General features: G+C 35.7%; 16 protein-coding genes. 2 read left to right on the forward strand and 14 right to left on the reverse strand.

From position 1 onward, the window contains the following. The 6 genes from OCL94_RS12525 to OCL94_RS12550 all read right to left on the reverse strand — a co-directional run. A partial coding sequence (locus OCL94_RS12525; RefSeq protein WP_262997263.1) for a KxYKxGKxW signal peptide domain-containing protein occupies positions 1-8,102 on the reverse strand: 8,102 nt, incomplete at its 3' end. A gap of 461 nt (positions 8,103-8,563) precedes the next feature. Then, entirely contained in the window at positions 8,564-9,733 is a 1,170-nt protein-coding gene (gene deoB, locus OCL94_RS12530) for a phosphopentomutase (protein ID WP_262997264.1), read from the reverse strand. Between the two features lie 166 nt (positions 9,734-9,899). Beyond that, entirely contained in the window at positions 9,900-11,201 is a 1,302-nt protein-coding gene (locus OCL94_RS12535) for a pyrimidine-nucleoside phosphorylase (protein ID WP_262997265.1), read from the reverse strand. Positions 11,202-11,255: 54 nt separating this feature from the next. Next, positions 11,256-11,918: a deoxyribose-phosphate aldolase gene (gene deoC / locus OCL94_RS12540; RefSeq protein WP_262997266.1), complete on the reverse strand. Its 663-nt coding sequence runs from the start codon at positions 11,916-11,918 to the stop codon at positions 11,256-11,258. Between the two features lie 83 nt (positions 11,919-12,001). Beyond that, positions 12,002-12,931, reverse strand: coding sequence for a sugar-binding transcriptional regulator (locus tag OCL94_RS12545; protein WP_262997267.1), 930 nt, complete (start codon positions 12,929-12,931; stop codon positions 12,002-12,004). Positions 12,932-13,022: 91 nt separating this feature from the next. Next, on the reverse strand, positions 13,023-13,475 hold the full coding sequence (locus OCL94_RS12550; RefSeq protein WP_262997268.1) for a Dps family protein: 453 nt from the start codon (positions 13,473-13,475) through the stop codon (positions 13,023-13,025). 126 nt (positions 13,476-13,601) lie between these two features. Between OCL94_RS12550 and OCL94_RS12555 the strand changes: the two genes are divergently transcribed. Then, entirely contained in the window at positions 13,602-14,282 is a 681-nt protein-coding gene (locus tag OCL94_RS12555) for a hypothetical protein (protein WP_262997269.1), read from the forward strand. 78 nt (positions 14,283-14,360) lie between these two features. Here the strand turns inward: OCL94_RS12555 and OCL94_RS12560 are convergent, their stop codons facing one another. From OCL94_RS12560 to OCL94_RS12575, 4 genes are all read right to left on the reverse strand, one after another. After that, complete coding sequence (locus OCL94_RS12560) at positions 14,361-15,629, reverse strand: MFS transporter (RefSeq protein WP_262997270.1); 1,269 nt, start codon at positions 15,627-15,629, stop codon at positions 14,361-14,363. Positions 15,630-15,871: 242 nt separating this feature from the next. Continuing rightward, the gene (locus OCL94_RS12565) at positions 15,872-16,372 is read right to left on the reverse strand and encodes a universal stress protein (protein WP_262997271.1); all 501 of its coding nucleotides are present in this window, start codon (positions 16,370-16,372) and stop codon (positions 15,872-15,874) included. Between the two features lie 73 nt (positions 16,373-16,445). Further along, on the reverse strand, positions 16,446-17,396 hold the full coding sequence (locus OCL94_RS12570) for an LCP family glycopolymer transferase (protein WP_262997272.1): 951 nt from the start codon (positions 17,394-17,396) through the stop codon (positions 16,446-16,448). A gap of 46 nt (positions 17,397-17,442) precedes the next feature. Beyond that, complete coding sequence (locus OCL94_RS12575) at positions 17,443-18,099, reverse strand: GNAT family N-acetyltransferase (RefSeq protein WP_262997273.1); 657 nt, start codon at positions 18,097-18,099, stop codon at positions 17,443-17,445. A gap of 683 nt (positions 18,100-18,782) precedes the next feature. Between OCL94_RS12575 and OCL94_RS12580 the strand changes: the two genes are divergently transcribed. Beyond that, positions 18,783-19,211, forward strand: a complete 429-nt coding sequence (locus OCL94_RS12580) for a MarR family winged helix-turn-helix transcriptional regulator (RefSeq protein ID WP_262997274.1) — start codon at positions 18,783-18,785, stop codon at positions 19,209-19,211. Between the two features lie 84 nt (positions 19,212-19,295). Here OCL94_RS12580 and nhaC read toward each other — a convergent pair whose 3' ends face one another. From nhaC to OCL94_RS12600, 4 genes are all read right to left on the reverse strand, one after another. Continuing rightward, entirely contained in the window at positions 19,296-20,735 is a 1,440-nt protein-coding gene (gene nhaC / locus OCL94_RS12585) for a Na+/H+ antiporter NhaC (RefSeq protein ID WP_262997275.1), read from the reverse strand. 209 nt (positions 20,736-20,944) lie between these two features. Next, complete coding sequence (locus OCL94_RS12590) at positions 20,945-21,286, reverse strand: transcriptional regulator, SarA/Rot family (RefSeq protein ID WP_262997276.1); 342 nt, start codon at positions 21,284-21,286, stop codon at positions 20,945-20,947. Positions 21,287-21,511: 225 nt separating this feature from the next. After that, on the reverse strand, positions 21,512-21,724 hold the full coding sequence (locus tag OCL94_RS12595; protein WP_262997277.1) for a hypothetical protein: 213 nt from the start codon (positions 21,722-21,724) through the stop codon (positions 21,512-21,514). Positions 21,725-21,891: 167 nt separating this feature from the next. Further along, on the reverse strand, positions 21,892-22,974 hold a 1,083-nt coding region (locus OCL94_RS12600), incomplete at its 5' end, for an Ig-like domain-containing protein (RefSeq protein ID WP_262997278.1).

Here is a 22,974-nt window from a genome sequence, read left to right on the forward strand (position 1 = left end):
GACGCACTCGTACTTGCTGACAATGATGTACTCAACGATGCTGAGTTTGATACAGACATACTTGTATTTGCTGACAATGATGTACTTAACGAGTCAGAAGTGCTTAAAGATGTACTTGTGCTTGCTGATAGTGACGTACTTAACGATGCTGAATTCGATACTGATGCACTTGTACTTGCTGACGTTGATGTACTCAATGAATTTGAATTACTGATTGAAGTACTCGTACTTGCTGATAACGATGTACTTAATGATGTTGAGTTAGATGTTGATGTACTTGCACTCGTTGAAGCTGATGTACTTAATGAATCTGATGTGCTAAGCGATCCACTCAAACTTAAAGATGTTGATGTACTTGTTGAATCTGAAAGACTCAATGATGTACTCGTACTTACAGACGTTGATGTGCTCAGTGATGTTGAGTTAGACAGTGACGTACTTGTTGATACCGAAGTTGAATTCGATAATGACTCACTTCCTGATACTGACGTCGAAGTACTGATTGAGTTCTTCGTACTGAATGACGTGCTTTGACTCGCTATTAATGAGTTATCAATTGAAGTGAATACACTGTTAGAAGTGCTCACACTATCAGAGAATGATGTACTTGTTGATAATGAATCGCTGAGTGATGCACTTACACTTCCAGAAATCGATTGACTGAATGATGTTGATACCGATGCTGATTCACTAACACTTGCACTAATAGATCCGCTAATTGATTGACTCACTGACGTGCTTGTTGAAGTACTTGTCGAATCTGATGCACTTGTTGAATTTGATACACTATTCGATTGCGATGTGCTAAGTGATACTGATTCAGAACCTGAAGTAGATCCTGAAGTACTTATAGATTCAGACAATGAACTGCTTGTCGATGTACTTGTTGAAATACTTGCAGATATTGAATTGCTATTACTCATTGAAACTGAATCACTGAACGAAGTACTCGTAGAAATAGATCCACTATTACTCATTGACGTAGATGTTGAAATACTATTTAACAATGAAATACTTGTTGAGATTGAATCACTTGTACTCACTGATGTTGACGTACTATTCGATACAATAATTGACGTGCTTGCTGAAATACTTTTCGAATCACTTATTGATGTTGATGTACTTTCAGACACTGAGTTAGCAATACTTAAAGATACCGACTCAGACGTTGACTGAGAATCTGATTGACTTAATGAAGTCGAAATTGACGTACTTTCAAATGTTGATGTTGATGTACTTGTCGAAATAGAATCCGACACTGATATTGAATTACTACTACTTGTTGATATCGATGTACTTGTTGAGTCTGAGACTGATATTGAATCTGAACCAGAAGTTGAAACGCTATTTGACGTCGAATTCAATATTGATGTTGAATCACTTTCACTCATTGAAACAGAAACACTTGTTGAGTTTGAAGCAGAAACTGAATTTGAGTTACTTGTTGATACTGATTGCGACATACTATCTGATACTGAAACTGAATCAGAGTTAGATGTTGACGTACTCATAGATGTCGATTGACTTTGTGAGTCTGAGATTGAAGTTGAATCACTTAACGAAATCGACTGACTGTTTGAATTCGATGTGCTTAAAGATGCCGAATCACTTACAGACACCGATAACGAGCTTGAAGTACTTTCACTAAGTGATGTTGATGTACTTTCTGAATCACTTAACGATGTTGATGTACTTATTGATTGCGAAATACTAAATGACGTCGATGTACTTGCCGAATCACTTGTCGAAACGGATGTACTTAATGATTGTGAGTTACTGAACGATGTTGATGTACTTTCTGATTCTAATACAGATGTTGAATCAGAAACTGAAGTCGACGTACTCACAGAAGTCGAATCACTTTCACTTAACGACGTACTTGTTGATTGTGATTCACTGAATGATGTTGATGTACTTGTTGAATCACTCGTTGACGTTGATATACTTGCTGATTGCGATTCACTAAATGATGTCGATTGACTGATTGAATCTGAAATTGATATCGAATCAGATAATGAAGTTGATTTACTAATTGATGTTGAATCACTTTCACTTGTCGATGTACTCGTTGATTGAGACTCACTTAATGATATTGATGTACTCGTTGAATCACTCATTGAAGTTGATATACTCGCTGATTGTGATTCACTAAATGACGTTGATACACTACTTGAATTTAATATTGATGTTGAATCTGATTCAGAAACAGAAATGCTTGTTGATGCAGATTCAGAATTTGAAACCGAGTCACTCAGCGATGTTGATTGTGACGTACTTGTCGAATCACTTAATGAAATCGATGTTGATGTTGAAATCGATTCACTTAATGACGTACTTACTGATTCTGATGCTGCAACTGATGTACTTGCTGATTCTGAAGTACTGTTTGATAGCGATGTACTTGAAGACGTTGAATCACTTGTCGATGTACTGATAGATCCTGATTCACTCGTCGAGAATGATGTACTTACTGAATCACTATTTGCAATGCTCAACGAAGTCGATGCTGATGTTGATGCACTTATCGACGTACTTTCTACTACTGATGCACTTTCTGATTCACTAATAGAATTAGAAAGTGACGTACTATTAGATAAAGATGTACTTGCTGATTCTGATTGGCTTGTTGAAATCGATGTACTGTCTGAAGTCGATGTACTTGCTGATTCTGATTGTACAACTGAAATTGATGTACTGTCCGATTTACTTATTGAATCTGATAACGATTGTGATTCACTTACAGATGTGCTTACTGATGTACTTGCTGATTCTGAAATTTGCACACTTGTTGAAACTGATTCACTAAGCGAATTAGAAGTACTTGTTGAGTCACTTTCTGATGTTGCAATCGATGTTGATGTTGAATCACTGAATGATGTTGATACACTAGTTGACTCTGCCACTGATGTCGAGTCTGATTGTGATGTACTCATTGAGATTGATGTACTATCCGAATTCGATGTACTTACAGACTGTGATTGAACGATTGAAATTGATGTACTGTCCGATTTACTTGTTGAATCTGATAATGACTTTGATGTAGATTCTGATGTGCTTACAGAAGTACTATCCGATTCTGAAATTTGCACACTTGTTGATTGCGATTCACTTAATGATTTAGACGTACTTGCTGAATCACTTTCTGACGTTGCAATCGATGTTGATGTTGAATCGCTAAACGATGTTGATACGCTCGTCGACTCTACAACAGATGTCGAATCTGATAGTGATGTACTTGTTGAAATAGATGCACTATCTGAATTTGATGTACTTACAGATTGTGACTGCGCTACCGAAATTGATGTACTATCTGATTGACTAATTGAATCTGAAACTGCTTGAGAAACTGATATTGATGTACTTACTTCTTCACTCGTAGATTGTGATTCGCTTTCACTTGCTACAATTGAATTACTAATTGATGCACTAATCACTTCACTTTGAGACGTACTTATCGAATCAGATTGAGCAGTAGATAAACTAATTGATTGACTTACTGATGTACTGTTATTTGTACTTAAACTTTCACTTTCATATACTGATTGACTAAATGACGTACTAATACTTGCCAATTGTGAATCGTTATAGCTTGTACTATCTGACTTACTAGTCGATGCTGATGTAGAAATCGAAGTTGATAATGAATCAGACGTACTTGTTGAGTCACTTTCACTTAATGACGTTGATGTTGAAATTGAATCGCTTAAAGATGTACTTGTCGATACGCTATCACTCGTTGATGCTGATGTGCTTAAAGATTCTCTTAAAGAGAGTGATGTACTTGTTGAGTCACTTTCACTTGTTGATACTGAATCACTTGTTGATACAGAATCGCTTGACGAAACGCTAATTGAATCACTATCTGACGTACTTGTCGATACACTTGTTGATAATGATGTGCTTGTTGAGTCACTTTCACTTGTTGATGTACTTACTGAGATTGATGTTGACGTACTAATTGACGTTGAATCACTATCACTCGTTGATGTTGACGTTGACACTGATTCACTTAACGACTTACTTGTTGAGTCACTATCTGACGTACTTGTCGATACACTTGTTGAAACACTTACTGATTGTGAATCACTCGTCGAAATACTATCACTTGTTGATAATGATGTGCTTGTTGATACTGAATCGCTTAACGAAACACTAATTGAATCACTATCTGATGTACTTGTCGATACACTTGTTGATAATGATTTACTTGTTGAGTCACTTTCGCTTGTTGATGTACTTACTGAGATTGATGCTGACGTACTAATTGACGTTGAGTTACTATCACTTGTTGATGTCGATGTTGATACTGAGTCACTTAATGATTTACTCATTGAATCACTATCTGACACACTAGTAGATACACTTGTCGATTCTCTTAAAGATTGTGAAGTACTTGTTGAAATGCTGTCACTCGTCGAATTAGATTCAGAAACACTTGTTGATGTTGAAAGCGAATCTGAATTAGAGATTGAATCACTTGATGAAGTACTTACAGATGTCGAAGCTGAAATACTATTAGACGTACTATCACTTTCTGAAATTGAAGTTGAGATTGAAGTCGATTGAGCAATTGAAATACTATCACTCGTCGAATTCGATAATGATGTACTGATTGATTCAGATAATGATGTCGATACACTTTCGCTATTAGATGTACTTAATGATTTTGAATCACCTACTGAAGTACTGATTGATTCACTATCACTTGTCGATACCGAAGTAGATACTGACACTGAATCACTATATGAAGTACTCGTCGAAGTACTATCAGATATGCTTGTCGATGTACTTAATGAATCTCTTAATGATAACGATGTACTTGTCGATTCACTATCACTTGTCGATGTACTGATCGAATCTGATGTTGATGTGCTCGCTGAAGTACTTAATGACGTACTTGTCGAAACACTATCTGACTCACTAATAGATTGACTATCACTATTTGAAATAGATGTACTTGTTGAGTCACTTGTTGACGTTGATGTCGATAATGACTTAGATCCAGAAAGTGATGTTGAATCTGATAATGAAATAGATGTACTCATTGATGTTGAGTCACTGAATGACGTTGATATACTATTTGAATCACTTGTTGATGTCGAAGTTGACACTGATACTGAGTCACTTAATGAAATCGACATACTTGTTGAATCACTTAAAGAAGTTGATTCCGATAACGATTTAGAATTCGAAATTGAAACTGAATCACTATCACTCACCGAAGTACTCGTTGAAACTGAATCACTGAATGATGTTGATGCGCTATTTGAATCACTTGTTGACGTTGATGTTGACGCTGATACTGAATCACTTAATGAAATCGACGCACTTGTTGAGTCACTGATTGATGTTGATGTACTTAATGACGTTGATGTTGATATAGAAGTTGAGTCACTGTCACTTTGTGACGTACTAACTGATACTGAATCACTCAATGAAACACTTGATGAATCTGACATACTTAATGATGTCGATGTCGAGTCACTTGTAGAAACCGAATTTGAATCACTTAATGATGTAGATGCACTATCACTTGTTGATGTTGATGTTGATACTGAATCACTTAATGAAATTGATGTGCTCGTCGAATCACTGATTGATGTTGACGTCGAGTCACTAACACTCACTGAATTTGAAATGCTTTGTGATTCAGAATCACTGATTGACGTCGATGTACTTATAGAATCTGATGTACTTAATGAATCTGATGTACTAATCGCTTCGCTTTCACTCTTCGAATCTGATACGCTTAGTGAATCTGATACGCTAATTGCTTCACTTTCACTCTTCGAATCCGAAATACTTAATGAATCTGATACACTAATCGCTTCACTCTCACTCTTCGAATCCGAAATACTTAATGAATCTGATACACTGATTGCTTCACTCTCACTCTTCGAATCTGAAATGCTTAACGAATCAGACATACTGATAGCTTCGCTTTCACTCTTCGAATCTGAAACACTCAGTGATGTTGATTGACTTTTCGATTCTACTATACTTGTCGATTCTGATTGACTTTGTTGCGTTGATGTACTTTTTGAAGTACTAACACTTAAAGATGTTTCTGTAGATGTACTCGTTGATGTTGATGCATTTTGAGAATTCACAACAGATGTACTAGTAGATGTTGACACACTAGCTGAATTTACAATTGATGTACTTTGTGATGTTGATGCACTTGTTGAATTTACTGCTGATGTACTTTGTGATGTTGATGTACTTTGTGAATTCACTTTAGAAGTGCTTGCTGATGTTGATGCACTTGTTGAATTGGCTATTGATCCACTTGTTGAAGTTGATGTATTTTGTGAATTCACAACAGATGTACTCATTGAGGAAGATGTACTTTGTGAATTCGCAATTGATGTACTTACTGATTGTGAATTCGCGTTTGATGTGCTAGTTGACACAGAGTTAGCAGTTGACGTACTCGTCGCCTGTGAATTCGCAATCGATGTACTTACTGATTGTGAATTCGCAATTGATGTACTCGTTGCTACACTTTGTGAATTCGCAACCGAAGTACTCGTTACTGCTGAATTACTTATAGAAGTTGACACTGACGTACTTGTAGCAGTCGAAGTTGAAGTTGAGTTAACTTTCGACGTGCTCGTTGAAGTACTTACTGAAGCTGATTGTACTGGATCTACACCAGTAATCGTATCACTAAAATAATTTACCCTACCTGTTGCAGTATTATCTTGTGTAGCATACGGATTGAATACATAACTCAAATCACCCGTTGTATTTGTAATTGGCGCAGTCCACTCTGTAACCATACTTAAACCAGATGTCGTATAGGTCGCATTAGTATCCCTTTTAGAAAATGTATATTGTCCATTCCCTTGATCATAAACCGACATAGTATACTGTCCAGGCGAAGATACTTTAGCCCCAGTAGAATCTGTAAAATAAGAAGTCGCAGTAGTAACAGGACCAAATCCAGTACCTAAGTCAATCAATGTACCTGCCGTTTCAGGAGAGTTCTGAACAGGACCTGCAATATTTGGTTTTTCAACAGTCACAGTATCGGGATTATCATAAGTCACAGTATAAGTGAATTTCAATGCTCCACCCGTATTTGTAACTACCAATTTATAATAAATATTTACGTTACTATATTTATCAAATCCAACACCTGTATACGTTGTAGATGTTGCAGTTGATGTTGTCGTTAAATTTTGAATCGTAGCTGAATCCAATGATAAGCTTAATTGTTTCATTGCTAATGAAGAAACAGGGGCATTACTTGTCACTGGTGACGATGAAGTTGTCGTCGATAAAGAAGCCGTACTACTATCTGACACACTTGTTGTAGTATTGCTTGTTGTGCTCGTGCTACTTTGTGACGTCGTACTAGACTTCACAGCATCTGATTTAACATCTGCTGACGATGAAGTACTACTTTTAGCAGAACTTGAAGATTGTGTAGAACTTGTATCTGTTGAAGATGAAATGTTACTTGTTGTCGTACTTGTATTAGATCCGTCTTTCGCTACACTTTCAGAAGTGCTCGCTGATTTACTTTCAGACATACTTTCTGATAATTGAATCGACTTACTTTCTGATTCACTTACCAATATACTATTCGATTTACTCTCTGATAGACTAACAGAATTTGACGCACTATCTTGTGCAGTTGTATCTTTCACTGATTCTGAAGTTGCTGATGTTGTAGAATCAGTTGATTGACTATTATCAGTTGCACTTGCAGAAGTTTCAGTACTTGCCGTTGTATTCGATAATACTGTTGAATTCTGATTCGCAATTGTTTCACTAAATGAAGCTAGTTCACTTGTGACAGGGGCATCACTTGCTGCAAATGCCTGCTGATTATTTAATGTATTTGTTGCAGCTATCCCACCAATTAACGCAGAGGCTTTTAGTAACGTATGAGACTGATGCTTCTCTTTCGTTACTTCTGTTTCTACTGATTTCGTATCTAGACTTCTAGAAATAAATGAAGGTCCCATTATTTTTAGTAGCTCTAAATCTTTTAATGAGGCTTTTACCCATTGCTTTCCTGCTTTATATAATTTAAATCTTACTTTTTCCTCAATCACGCTAAAATTGAACATTCTTTTTTGTTTTTTTGTCATAAGACACCTCATTTAATTTTCTTGTAATTTTTCTCTTATGGCGTAGGTTTCTATTATTCATTTACTTAACATGATATATTATATAAGCTTTGCATACTAATAACAAGGAATGATAAATAGGCATAACGCAACTATAATTTAAATAGCACTTAAATTATTATATTTAAAACTATAAAAATAGAACGTGATGTATGAATATTATATAGTAAACAACAATATTATCTAATCAAATTTTTTATAATTATTTACAAAAGTCTTTATAACAAAGGGATTATAATAATTTTTTTAAAAAATCGAACAATACAATTAAATTATACATATACATTTTATAACTTTAATTATTATAAAAATATAATATTATTACACACAAAAAAAATAAAAATTTTTTATTAAAAAAAATCGACTCATCCTATTTTTCAATACAGGATGAGTCGATTTGATAATTCTATATTTCATACTATTTATTTTAAGTCTGATAAGTAACTTTTCCCGAATGCAGGTAATGTCACACCGAAATTATCTGCGATTGTTGCACCGATTGATGCAAATGTTGTATGGCCTTCAAGTGCTCCACTTTCAAGTGATTTACTATACATTAATAATGGAACATATTCTCGCGTATGGTCAGTACCTGGCATCGTTGGGTCATTGCCGTGATCAGCTGTGATAATCAGTAAGTCATCTTCACGTAAGCTTTCTAACACTTCACCTAGACGCTCATCAAATGCTTTAATCGCATTCATATAGCCAGCTTTATCACGACGGTGACCGTATAATGCATCAAAGTCAACTAAATTTAAGAAACTTAAACCTTTGAAATCTTTATTGATGACTTGCATTAACTTATCCATACCGTCCATATTATCTTTCGTGCGGATTGCTTCGGTTACGCCTTCACCATCATAAATATCGTTAATCTTACCGATTGCAATCACATCAAGTCCTGCATCTTTCATTTCGTTCATTACTGTACGACCAAATGGCTTTAATGCATAGTCATGACGATTTGAAGTACGTGTGAAATTGCCTGGTTCACCTACATAAGGACGTGCAATAATACGGCCGATTAAGTATTTCGGGTCTTTCGTAAATTCACGCACTTTCTCACAAATTTCATATAATTCTTCTAATGGAATAATGTCTTCATGTGCAGCGATTTGTAATACAGGATCTGCTGAAGTGTAGACGATTAAATCACCGGTTTTCATTTGGTGTTCGCCCCACTCATCGATAATCGCTGTACCTGAAGCTGGTTTATTCGCTACTACTTTACGACTAGTCATTTCTTCGATTGCAGTAACTAACTCTTCAGGGAAACCATCTGGATAAACTTTAAACGGTTTATCGATGTTTAAGCCCATAATCTCCCAATGTCCTGTCATCGTATCTTTACCAACCGATGCTTCAGAAAGTTTAGTGTAATAACCTTCTGGTTTATCAATTTTGTTAACAACAGGTAATTCAGCGATATTACCTAAACCTAAACGCTCTAAGTTTGGTAATTTCCCTTCGAAACCTTCTAATGTATGCTTTAATGTATGGCTACCTACATCACCAAAGTCTGCTGCATCTGGTGCTTCACCAATACCTACTGAATCCATTACGATTAAGTGAACTCTATTAAATTTCATGTTATCTCTCCTCTTTTAGGTAGTACATGATAGATTGCTCTATTTTTAGGTTGTGATATTTTATTTTTTCGTTAGCACATGACTGATATATTACGTTTATCGGTCATGGCGCACGCATTTCCCCGATTTCGAGTCACCACATGACTACTCGATGTCATATCACATATTACTCTGTAATCACTTTATGCACTAATACTGGTGCTTCAGCATGATCTGCAATTTCAATGTTTGCGTAAATCTTATCCATCACTTCATCTACATTATCACGGTTTGCATAAATTGTTACAAGTGATTCGCCTGCTTCAACTTTATCGCCGACTTTCTTGCGTAACATTAAACCTACAGCTAAATCAATTGTATCTTCTTTCGTCGCACGACCTGCACCTAATAGCATAGAAGCAACACCGATTTCATCTGCTACAATCTTACTTACAACACCTGATTGTTTTGCAGGTACTTCGATTTCATATTTCGCTTGTGGTAATTTAGATAAGTCGTCTACTACAGATGCATCTCCACCTTGGTTTGCTAAGAATACTTTGAATTTCTCTAAAGCTTTACCGTTTCGAATCACTTCTTGTAATTTCTCTCGTGCTTCCTCTAATGTTTCTGCTTTGCCAGCTAATACTACCATTTGGCTTCCTAATGTTAATACAAGTTCAGTTAAGTCTTCCGGACCTTCGCCACGTAAAGTTTCGATTGCTTCTTTCACTTCTAATGCATTACCAATCGCAAATCCTAATGGCTGGCTCATATCAGAAATGATTGCCATCGTATTACGTCCTACATTATTACCGATCTTAACCATCGCATGTGCTAACATTTCTGCATCTTCATCTGTCTTCATGAATGCTCCTGCACCTGTCTTAACGTCCAACACAATCGCGTCAGCACCTGCTGCAATCTTCTTACTCATAATACTTGATGCGATTAATGGAATAGAGTTAACTGTTCCTGTAACGTCACGTAATGCATATAATTTCTTATCTGCTGGTGTTAAGTTACCTGTTTGACCGATAACGGCTAATTTATCTTCGTTAACAATTTTCACGAAATCTTCTTCAGAAATTTCAACGTGGAATCCTTCTACCGCTTCTAATTTATCTATCGTTCCACCAGTATGTCCTAACCCACGACCACTCATCTTCGCAACCGGAATATCAAGCGCTGCTACTAAAGGTCCTAACACTAAAGTTGTTGTATCACCTACACCGCCTGTAGAGTGTTTATCAACTTTCACACCTTCAATCGCACTTAAATCAATCTGGTCTCCACTTTCAACCATTGCCATCGTTAAGTTCGCACGTTCTTCATCGTTCATGTCCTGAAAGAAGATCGCCATCGCTAAACTTGATGCCTGATAATCCGGAATCGATCCATCTGTATAACCTTTAATGAAGAATTCGATTTCTTCTTTCGTTAATGCTTGTCCGTCACGTTTCTTTGCAATAATATCTACCATTCTCATTTTAATTTCCTCCTTTTTGTATCCGCTTACATTCAATTTCTGTAAAACGAGAGATTAATAATCTCCCGTTGCTTGCTCACCTTTTAAAATTTGTACACCTGCTGATGCACCGATACGCGTTGCACCCGCATCAACCATCGCCATTACATCTTCATAAGAACGTACGCCACCACTTGCTTTAACACCCATATCAGGTCCTACAGTTTCACGCATTAATTTAATATCTGCAACCGTAGCGCCACCTGTTGAGAATCCAGTTGATGTCTTAACGAAATCAGCACCGACTTCTTTTGCAATTTCACATACACGCACTTTCTCCGCGTCCGTTAAAAGACATGTTTCAATAATCACTTTCGTTGTAACATCACCCGCAGCATCTACAACAGCTTTGATATCTTCGCGTACTAAGTCGAAGTTACCGTCCTTCACTGCACCGATATTAACAACCATATCTACTTCCCCTGCACCACTTGCAATCGCAGATTTCGTTTCAAATGCTTTAACTTCTGGTGTATTTGCACCTAATGGGAATCCAATAACAGTACATACTAACACATCTGTACCTTGTAATAATTCGCTAGCATATTTAATATGTGTTGGATTAACACATACACTCATAAATCCATATTCACGTGCTTCATTTGCTAATTGCTTAATTTGCGCTTGTGTCGTTTCTGGCTTTAAGGCTGTGTGATCGATATACTTTGCTAAATTCATAATTATTATTCCTCCCTTATATTCAATACCATTATAGCAGAGATTGAACAAAAGTAAAAACAATAAATGAAAATTCGTTCAGGTTAAATTAATTGCTTGGCAGTAATACTATCAGTTATCAATACATTTGGTATGCCACCTGTTAATGCACCTCGTATCGCCTCAACTTTATGCTTTCCTCCAGCGACTAATATACTCGTCGGAATTTGCTTCAGCGTATCCAGCGTAACACCCATCGTACGGTCGTCAACCCATATATCGGCAATCTTCCCATTCTTATTATAGAACCTAGAACAAATATCGCCTACCGCTTCATGTTTCAGACGTTTCACTTCAGATTCCGATAAGAATCCAAGCTTAAATAACAATGCTTCGTCACGTACAGTTCCAGTCGTGTATATCGCAACGTCACATTCTTCCGCCTTACTTAATATGCCTTTAATATGACGATCTTCACTCACCAGTTGCTTCACGTGTTTATTATCAAATATTACTGGTACTGGTAAATCAAGTGGAATAGAATTAAAGCTCTTCGCAAATAGTGCTAACGTTTCATGTGAATTCGTCTTAATGTTTGAATACGAAATACCACCTTTCAACTGAATCGTTGAAACACCCGTTAAATTTGTCGGCTTCATTAAATTAGCTATTTCAAACATCGTCTTGCCCCAGCTAATGCCCACCATATCATTATTTTTAACATTCTCGTGCAGGAATTCTGCCGCCGCTTCCGATATCGCACTTAATACGATTTCATATTTATCACTTGAAACTTCTTTAATCACAACTTTCTTCAAGTTATATTTATCTTTCAATAGCTCTGCCAATTCTTCGCTTCTTTCGTATGGATCGTGAATGGTAATATTAACAATTCCCATTTCTTTCGCATATTGAAGTTGTCTCGATACTGTAGGTCTCGAAATATTTAATTCATCAGCAATTGCCTTTTGCCCTAAATTTTCTTCATAATACATTTTAGCGATTCTAACGCATTGTCTGTTCTTATCTTCCATTATGTTCACCCCTACGTCTACTTACATCCATTCTATATAAAAATAAAAAAAAGTACACTCCAATACTATTGAAGTGTACGAATTAATTTTATTAACCTAAGAATGATTTCAACATCCAATTATGTTTCTCTAATGACGTAATCATGCCTAAGAACTGATCTGCCGTCATTTCATCGCCTGCTGCTTCAGCGGCTTCTTTACCTTCTTCTAATTGTTTAATGACTTTATCAAAGTCTTTCGATAAATCTTTCACCATATCTTCAGCTGATAAATTCTTCTTTGCTTCTTTAACAACTGATAATTCTAGGCTTTCTTTCAACGTCGCAATCGGATTTCCTTCAATTGCTAAAATACGTTCAGCAAGTTCATCGATGTAAACATTTGCTTCATCATATAATTCTTCAAACTTTGTGTGCAAACTAAAGAAATGAGGTCCTTTAACGTACCAGTGATAATTGTGTAATTTCGTATATAATACCGTCCAGTTTGCAACTTGTTGATTTAAAGCAACAACTACTTTGTTTTCTTGTGTTTTCTTAGCCATTTAAATCTCTCCTCAGTTCGTTATTTATATTAATTATTATATAGTAATAATTCTAATCAATCAATTGATTTAACCTGTCTCAACTTCGAATAATTGGGTATACTATTAAAAAAAGAGGAGGCTACCATGTTTAGAAAATACATATTACCACTTATCATTGCCATACTATCAGTAACGATGTTATTAACAATCGATTATTGGAAAACACCAGTAACCGATATACTTACTTCTACCCCATATATTATCGTGTTATGCATATTAGCAATTATTTTTGCTATACTGGCATTCATTTATAGTAAACTTGCATATAAAGTTGATAATGACCCTAACCTGGAACATTCAGAGCAGGACCGTGCGTCGTTTAAGAAATTCTCAGAAATGAATATCGCGATTATCATTTCGTTCTATTTTGCACTTGGATCAATGTTGTTGATCAGCATTAATGATGCACCATTTTATTTGGGTATTATTAGTGTTGTTGTATTAGTTCTATCTATTATAATGCGCTACTATGGTTACAGTATGATTAATAAACTCTATCCCGAGAAAGATTTACCGGAGAACTTTGAATCAGACTTTGATGACAAATTGATTGATTCATTAACGAAAGAAGAAATGTATACGATATTTACAGGTTTGTATAATGCATTTAAATTGACGAATATCTTATTGCCCGCTGCGATGATGCTCATTACTATTTATGGCTATGCGACAGGTATTCCGCAACACTTTGCTTTAACTGTAATCGCCGCAACCGCAATTATTATTAATATTGTGTATCAAGTAACTGTGAGAAAGTTGATTTAATATTAAGGTGACATGTCACCCATCCACACATCACAAAAAAGACGACCGGAATCTAATCCGATCGTCTTTCTTCTATTATTAACGGTGTTCTTCTAATAACGGTTCGTCCGGTTTCACGAAGAACCATAATACAATTGCGATTGCTGCTGGAATTAACATTAAATAGAATGTCGTATCCCATCCGAACTTCTGAACAAGTACCCCACCTAAGAACGGACTTAAGAATGCACCTACATTCCCCCATAAGTTCATCCATCCCGATACAGTACCAGAGAAGTTACGACCTAAGTCAGCCGCAGATGCCCAGCTCATCCCCATCGATAAACCGACACCACCTAAGCATAATGATAAGTAAATTAAGTTCATCGTCATATCATTTGTTTGTACAGATAAGAATAATGATACACTAAAGACGATAAATCCAAAGATAGCGATACTTGCACGTGCTCTGAATTTAGAATGTCCACGGGCCACAATCGCATCTGAAATCGAACCACCCGCCATAATTAAGATAAACATAATTAACCATGGCGCTGCTGCTTTAAATGGCATCTCTTTTAATACGACATGATATTCTTCCTGTAAATACGTTGGCAACCAAATTAAGAATAATGAAATAACAAATTGTACAACAAAGTATTGTCCTGCAATGGCAAAGAAACTAAAGCGTTTGAAGAAACGACCCCATGGTGCTGTTTCTTTCGTAGCGCCGCCTACTGCATCACGATTTTCAATGATGTATGCTTTCTCTGCTTCGTTAACCATTTTATGATGTTCTGGTAAGTCTTTCGCAATGATAACCCATAATATTGCAATTAAAAATCCAATTGCACCAAAGATGTAGAATACCGCTTCCCAGCCAAATGCTTGATAAATCGCAATTGTTACAAACGGTGCAATGACAGGTCCGAAATAACTACCTGCAAGTAAAGCACTTGAAGCACGGCCTTTCTCAGACTTTGCAAACCAGTATGTATTAAATACAGCATTTGAAGGATACATCGGTCCTTCACCAATACCAAATAAGAAACGCATTGTATATAACAAACCATGATGCCTTACGATACCCGTAAGAATTGTAAATGCACTCCACCAAATTAAAGCAAACGTTAACATCTTCTTCGGTCCAAATTTCTCAGCCATTATCCCAGCTGGTACTTGCATTAACGCATATCCTGCTGCAAATATTGAACCTAACATTCCAAATTGTGCTTTAGACATATGTAAGTCTTCCATCATCGGTCCAGCGATATATGAAATATTCGCTCTATCCATATATGCGATAACACCAATTAAGAAAAACATTAACGCAAACATCCAGCGCACATTCGATCTTCTTTCACCCATATTTTTATCCCCCTTAAACTTTCACTCATTCAGTCATCAGATGACTTAAATTTTTTGACTATTCAAAAATACCACATTTTGAAAACGAATACAATATTGTTTATTAAATTCGATATGCGACTGAGTGATAAATGATGTTTACGGCTCACTCACATTCTCCCAAAATAAAAAAACACTAAACGAACCTATCAATCAAAAGGTTGACGTGCTCTGTTTAGTGTTTACAAATAATATTACATTTATTAATTACTATTATATTCTCTTTGGAATGCCTCAGTAAATTCAGCAACTTTAAAATTGTCAGGCACTGTTTCTGAACGAACAACAAGTACGTCACATTTCGCATAACGTACAATCGCTTCTGACACACTTCCCATTACAAAACGTTCAATTGCATTCATACCATTTGAACCACAAACAATTAAATCACATTGACTCTCAGGTACTATTTCTTTCGTGATCACTTGGCGTGCTGAACCGTGACCGATGCGTGTAGCCACATCCTGCACACCTGATTCACGCGCGATTTGCGCATAGCCGTTTAACATTGTTTCAGTGAATCGATCTGCATGCTCAGATATTGAACCGTAATCTACACTCACATTCGCATACGTTCGAATATCTACTATATGCGTTACTGTCACTTTTGCGCCATTACGCTTAGCAATGTCAATCCCTTTTTGAAACGCAAACTCACTCACTTTTGAACCGTCAACTGGAATTAAGATATGTTGATATGTCATTTACAATCAGCCCCTTCTCTTATCTTCATCTTTAGTATATCACCAAAATGAAAACGCTTCATGTAACGACGCTCTATAATCCTAAATTCTCCATATATAAGTTACGGACTTCAAGCTTTTGATCTTCATTCGGTAAGAAGTACCATAAATTATCTTCCATTATCGTACCTTCACCTGTTAATTGTTGTTTCTTCACATCATTCATCGCATCTCTATAAGATAATCCTAATCCTTTTAAATCATCAAATGATAAATCGGTAACTACGCTGCCTTCAACATTTTTCAATATCGAATCAAGCTTCGTTACTGATGACACATTTAATACTTTCTCTGCTAATCCTTGAATTACAATTTGTTGACGTTCCTGGCGACCGAAGTCTCCACCTGCACCTTCACTTTTACGTGCACGAATAAATGCTAATGCTTTATTTCCATCTAAATGCACAGTTGCACCTTTTACGAAATTATAATTGTTCGCACTAAATGTTGAATTACTCTTTACATCAATACCGCCAACTTCATCAATTAATTTATGCATACCATCCATATTGACTGTCGCATAATAATCGATTGGTACGTTCATTAACTTCTCAACTGATTGTACTGCCATTTTAGCACCACCGTATGCATAAGCATGCGCAATTTTCTCCTGCGTTCCTTTGCCTACCATTTCACTGTATGTATCACGTGGTACACTAATCATTACCGTCTTCTTCTTCTCAGGGTTAATACTCATTAATATTATAGAGTCGCTTCGTCCTGTATCACCTGTTGAAAGACGTTGTGCATTGGCATCGACACCAAATAGCGCAATACTTACTGCATCTTTATCTTTAATACTTACTTTCTTGTCTCTCAGTTCAGACTTCTCTCGGCCATCGATCTTATGTTGAATTGAATTCGCTGTATCACGCACTTTAAAATAAGCGTAACCCACGTACAATCCTATCCCGAGTAATATAATGAAACAAATCAATACGATCCATTTCAAACAACCGCCACGTTTCTTTTCATTGCTTGTCATTTTATGCACCCCAAATTACATTATTATAAGTTAATCATACACTCTATTATTTAATAATGCTATCATTCTTAAGTTGTAATAGTGATCCAAACATAATTTTTCCATCGGCCATTGAAATCCCTTTATATCCTTCGTTCAAATATTGTTCAATCGCACTTAAGTTTTCAATGTTTACTCGAGTTAATTCTTTTATCTCGAAATTATTATGGACCTCTTTCTTAAATATAAAGCGCAGCTTCCCACCATATAATTTATCCATTGCAGTAATGTGCATGCCTAAATGAAATTTATCTTTTAAACTTGGTATATTATCCGGATGAACGGTCGCCATAATGACTTTGTAATCTTGTTCAAACTGTTCAAATAGCCATTCTCCTAGTTTACGTTGTAATGATAATCCACGATAATCAGGATCTACAATCGTAATATCCGAATAGATTAAACCCTCTTCCTGTGCATTCACTATCCCCGCATAGGGCCCTAAATAATCTTCATCCGGGACATGCATCGTTCTAAAAGCTGCCACCTCATCATCCACAAGCGCTACTGCCATTAGACCTTGTTTAATATTCTCCATTAATTCTCCTACAGGAACGGGATCTAACGTTTCAGCATTTTTTAATACTTGTAATGCATGATTTTGTATATATTCTATTTTCTCTACATCTGCCATGTCCGCTTTTCTAATTTGAATTGCTGTCATTTTGAAACCTCCGTTATTTAAGTCATATTTAAATTATCTACAAAAATTACTATAATATAATGTAAAAATATAAAATTCACAATTTGTTCAAATTTATTACTACAACATACTTGATGCAATTTAATTTTAAATTGTCAAAAACTTATTTGCATTATCTCCAGAATAAAAAAACTATTTTCATCTTGTAATTTTAAGTAGCATTTAATATTCATCTTTAATAAATAATATATCTATAAATTAACATATAATATTAATTCGCACTAATAAATATTCTTAATAGTTAATAACTAAACAAGCACAACAATTTACACTGAATATATATTATAGCATTAAATTATATTGTAATAGTAATATCACAAGATTTATTATATTATCTTCGTTACAAAAATTCATATTTTAATTATAATCCCTTCTCTTTTCATCCACTTTTTAATATAATTTAGCACAACTTTCACTAAAAAAAGAATGAAAAACCGAACGAATATGCCCATTTTTTAATCATTGTCAAATTTTATAGGTGCTATCTATTTGTTTTTATGATATACTATCAAAGTTGATGTCATGAAATATATTACGTGTAAATAATGAAATTTAGAGAAACTAAATTTTATTAACATTTCAGTTAACACACGGTTAAATGTTTAACACCAACCGCAAAATAATAATAGAAATGGGCGAATTTTATGATCGAACTAGAACAATCTTTATTTAAAACAGTAAGTTTAATTGAAACGACCTTAAACGAAGCACTTAACGACAAATATGGCATCTCTTTTACAGAATTCTTAATTCTACACAAATTGTATCAAGATGATGAAAGTACAATTGCTGAAATCCAAAGAGACATCTCATATAAGATGGACTCTGCCAGTACGAAGACAAAAAAATTACGTGCGATGGGACTTGTAGCAAAGGAACGCCGTAAAGATGACGAACGTAAAGTTTGTACGCGTTTAACAGAAGAAGGTAATTTAATCGTGCAGGAAGTTCTACAAAAATATGAACTTCAATTTGATAAAACAAATACTCAATTCAATAAAAATGATGCACAAACACTCCGATTATTAATTGAACGCTATAGAGAAACGATTTATTCTGAATTTAAATTATAAGATCGACAAATACGACATAATACTTTTCAACACACAATAACCGATTAAACTTTATCAATCAAAGTTTAATCGGTCTTTTTTATCTTATGCTAATTGTGTTGTTTGCATTGTTTGTTGTTCGAAATGATGTCTTTCTTCTTTCGAAAGCTTTACAATCTTAAATCCTGTATAACCATATAAAATAGAAATAAACGGCACGATTAAATTTAGTATTGCAAATGGGGCATATTCCATAACGCTAACGCCGAGTGTCGTCGCAATAAATACACCACACGTATTCCACGGTACAAATACACTCGTTAAAGTACCGCTATCTTCTAAACAACGCGATAAATTTTTAGGATGTAAATTCTTATCTACGAAAGCTTTTAAATACATACGACTTGGTACTACAATACTTATATATTGTTCTGAACATGTTGCATTCGTAATAAAGCAACTTGCTATCGTTGCAGCAATTAAGCTACCCGTTGATTTCGCTACTAATAAAATTTTAGAAATTAAAGCATTCAGCATACCGCTAAATTCTAATATTCCACCGAACGTCATCGCGACAATCGTCATTGAAATCGTATAGAACATCGACTCTAATCCACCTTGGTTAAAGAGCTCAGTTGCTAATTTATTATCTGACTTCATCGTATAACCTTCCTGCAATGTCGTAATGACAGTGCGCATATCGTCACCTTGTACAAGTTGCTGTGCACCAGCACCTAACAATATTCCAACAACAAGTGCTGGTACAGCCGGTACTTTCAATGCAACAAGTACGATAACGATGACTGGAATTAATAATAACCATGGTGAAATTACAAATTGCGCTTCCATCGCATTGATAATACTATCGATTTTCTTCGTATCCATATGACCACTAGAAAATTGACGTCCAATAATGAAATAAGCAATTAATGCAATAATAATACCCGGTATCGTCGTAAAGAACATATGTTTAATATGATCAAATAACGGCGTTCCTGTTAAACCCGATGCTAAGTTGGTCGTATCACTTAACGGGCTCATCTTATCACCGAAATAACTTCCTGAAATAACGGCACCTGCAATCATGCCTGCCGGAATATCCATACTTAAACCAATACCCATACCTGCAACGCCTACGGTAGCCATTGTTGACCAACTTGAACCGATTGCAAGTGACACGATACCACAAATAATACAAATCGTAACTAAAAATAGACCTGGTGAAATGAGCTTTAAACCGTAATAAATCATTGTCGCAACGACGCCTCCCCCAATCCAGGCACCGATGACTAAACCAACCAATATAATAATGACAATTGCGGGTAAAGCAAGTTTGATTCCCTTATACATCATTTCTTCAATCTCTTCCCATGTAAATCCATGTTGATGCGCAACGATCGCTGCAATGGCAGTTCCAATCATTAATGGAATATGTGGTGCTTGTTTCAGCACGACAACAGTAAATAACATACTCGCAATCATAAATACAAGTGGTACAAGTGCCCACCATACACTGATTTCCCTTTTCTGTCTTACCTTTTCCATCCCCTATGAATCCTCCCTTTATTTGAAATCGCTTACATTTACACTTTTTATTTTAATGCATCACTAAGTAAAAATCTATAGGAATTTTCAAAATACTTAAATAATTTAAAAGTGAATTAAATTACCAATATATTATCAGCAAAAAAAGATTGGTATCTCTCCCTCTTAAATTGAGATAGATACCAATCTTTATGCACCACTTACTTCAATTATTCAGCAATACCTTTCCAGACTTCTAAATTCACTACAGACTGCACTAACGCCTTGCCTTCTTCTGTAGCATAAACTGTGACGATACGTTCGTCGTCATTTTTACGTTCCTTCATTATTAGTCTCATGCCATACAACTTCTTCATACGTGTTGTCACTTTGTTCGTTGGATAATCCATATATCCTTTAATGTTCGTAATAGAAGTTTCCTTTTCCTGCACGATAAAGTGTAGGATTAAATACTCAGATAATGTTAGATCGTATTGTGCTTTCAATATTGAAGCAACATCAACTTCAATGTTTCGATAAATGTTAAGTAATGTACATGCTGTATTATTCATTTTCATCCTCTTATCACTCTCGTATTTAATGGTGGTTACTTGAATTTTATTTTAACATCTTTCTGATTCGAATTAAATATATTTTTCATGAATTTTCTCAATTTCATCTAGAAAATCCATTATCTATATATAAAGTTAAATATTATTTAAATTGTTTAATACATAATTAAAACGCTGAATTTATAAAACTTTCAGCGTTTTATTGATGTTCTTAATGCTTATCCATTATTCCTGATCTTCTGAAGATTTATCTTTTTTAAATTTATCAATGACCATCATGATGCATGCGCCTGAACATAAAAAGAGCGAAGAGACGATGGCATTGTTCGGTCCGACTGCAAGTACGACATGCGATGCTGCAAATGCATGATGTGTTGAAATCAATAAAGAACATAATAGCGTCAAGAAAAGCGTTACTGTTTTCATTATGTTAAACATATCGTCCCTCCTTGATAGAGTCTACATCAATATTTTCATAAATTTTTACTATATACAATTATATTATAAGGTAATTATCTGAATTTTCGTATTACAGTTATATAACAATTTTGAAACATGCATTGTAAAAAAAAGAGAACCCCCAAAGGGATTCTCTGATTTATTAATTACTTCTCATCTGTTTGAACGTCTTCTTGCTTTCTTTTACGTCCAGCTAATAATGTTAAGCCTCCAAGTAATAATGCACCTGCTGCTAAACCACTATTATCTTTTTCACCTGTGTCAGGTAATTCAGTCTTACCGATGTTGTGACCTTTAACATCTTTAGTACCTTTCGAACCTTTAGTATTATCAACGACTTTCACTGTTCCGTTATTATCCGTTGATGGTGTATTACCTTTAGTTCCACCTTGAGTGTTACCGCCAGTATTACCGCCTGGGTTATTTCCAGTATTATCACCAGTTACTACTACTTTAACTGGTTCTGATGTATTACCAGCATCGTCTATTGCTACGACTGTAATAACATCTCCTGCTTTTACTGGTGGTACTGTTACTGTCCATGTGCCGTCTGGTTTCGTAACTGTTGTTACTGTTGTACCATCCGGCGTTGTAACTTTAATTGTGCTATCTGGTTCACTTGTTCCATCGACTACTGTATCGCCTGGGTTTACAGGATTTACAACAACTTCTGGTGCTGTTGTATCTACTACTGGTGTAGTTGGTACTGTTTCACTTGATGGTTGTGACGCGTTACCCGCTTTATCTGTTGATACTGCTGTTACTTTGTCGCCTGCTTTTAATGGTGGTACTGTCACTGTCCATGTGCCGTCTGGTTTCGTAACTGTTGTTACTGTTGTGCCGTCTGGTAATGTTACTGTGATCGTGCTGCCTGGTTCACTTGTTCCACCTACTGTTGTATCGCCAGCTTTCACTGGGTTTACGTCTAATACTGGTGCTGTTGTATCTACTACTGGCGTAGTTGGTACTGTTTCACTTGATGGTTGTGACGCGTTACCAGCTTCATCTGTTGATACTGCTGTTACTTTGTCGCCTGCTTTTAATGGTGGTACTGTCACTGTCCATGTGCCGTCTGGTTTCGTAACTGTTGTTACTGTTGTGCCGTCTGGTAATGTTACTGTGATCGTGCTACCTGGTTCACTTGTTCCACCTACTGTTGTATCGCCAGCTTTTACTGGGTTTACATCTATTGCTGGTGCTGTTTGATCAGCTACAGTTACAGAAGTTGA

It is taken from the genome of Macrococcus capreoli (assembly GCF_025628935.1).
Lineage (GTDB): Bacteria > Bacillota > Bacilli > Staphylococcales > Staphylococcaceae > Macrococcoides > Macrococcoides capreoli.

Bases quoted from the DNA above. Each gene is read 5' to 3' on its own strand.
- OCL94_RS12545 (WP_262997267.1), bottom strand. From the start codon at position 12,931: ATGGAAGATAAGAACAGACAATGCGTTAGAATCGCTAAAATGTATTAT.
- OCL94_RS12595 (WP_262997277.1), bottom strand. From the start codon at position 21,724: ATGTTTAACATAATGAAAACAGTAACGCTTTTCTTGACGCTATTATGT.
- OCL94_RS12555 (WP_262997269.1), top strand. From the start codon at position 13,602: ATGTTTAGAAAATACATATTACCACTTATCATTGCCATACTATCAGTA.
- OCL94_RS12535 (WP_262997265.1), bottom strand. From the start codon at position 11,201: ATGAGAATGGTAGATATTATTGCAAAGAAACGTGACGGACAAGCATTA.
- OCL94_RS12560 (WP_262997270.1), bottom strand. From the start codon at position 15,629: ATGGGTGAAAGAAGATCGAATGTGCGCTGGATGTTTGCGTTAATGTTT.
- deoC (WP_262997266.1), bottom strand. From the start codon at position 11,918: ATGAATTTAGCAAAGTATATCGATCACACAGCCTTAAAGCCAGAAACG.
- OCL94_RS12565 (WP_262997271.1), bottom strand. From the start codon at position 16,372: ATGACATATCAACATATCTTAATTCCAGTTGACGGTTCAAAAGTGAGT.
- OCL94_RS12580 (WP_262997274.1), top strand. From the start codon at position 18,783: ATGATCGAACTAGAACAATCTTTATTTAAAACAGTAAGTTTAATTGAA.
- OCL94_RS12575 (WP_262997273.1), bottom strand. From the start codon at position 18,099: ATGACAGCAATTCAAATTAGAAAAGCGGACATGGCAGATGTAGAGAAA.
- OCL94_RS12590 (WP_262997276.1), bottom strand. From the start codon at position 21,286: ATGAATAATACAGCATGTACATTACTTAACATTTATCGAAACATTGAA.
- nhaC (WP_262997275.1), bottom strand. From the start codon at position 20,735: ATGGAAAAGGTAAGACAGAAAAGGGAAATCAGTGTATGGTGGGCACTT.
- deoB (WP_262997264.1), bottom strand. From the start codon at position 9,733: ATGAAATTTAATAGAGTTCACTTAATCGTAATGGATTCAGTAGGTATT.
- OCL94_RS12550 (WP_262997268.1), bottom strand. From the start codon at position 13,475: ATGGCTAAGAAAACACAAGAAAACAAAGTAGTTGTTGCTTTAAATCAA.
- OCL94_RS12570 (WP_262997272.1), bottom strand. From the start codon at position 17,396: ATGACAAGCAATGAAAAGAAACGTGGCGGTTGTTTGAAATGGATCGTA.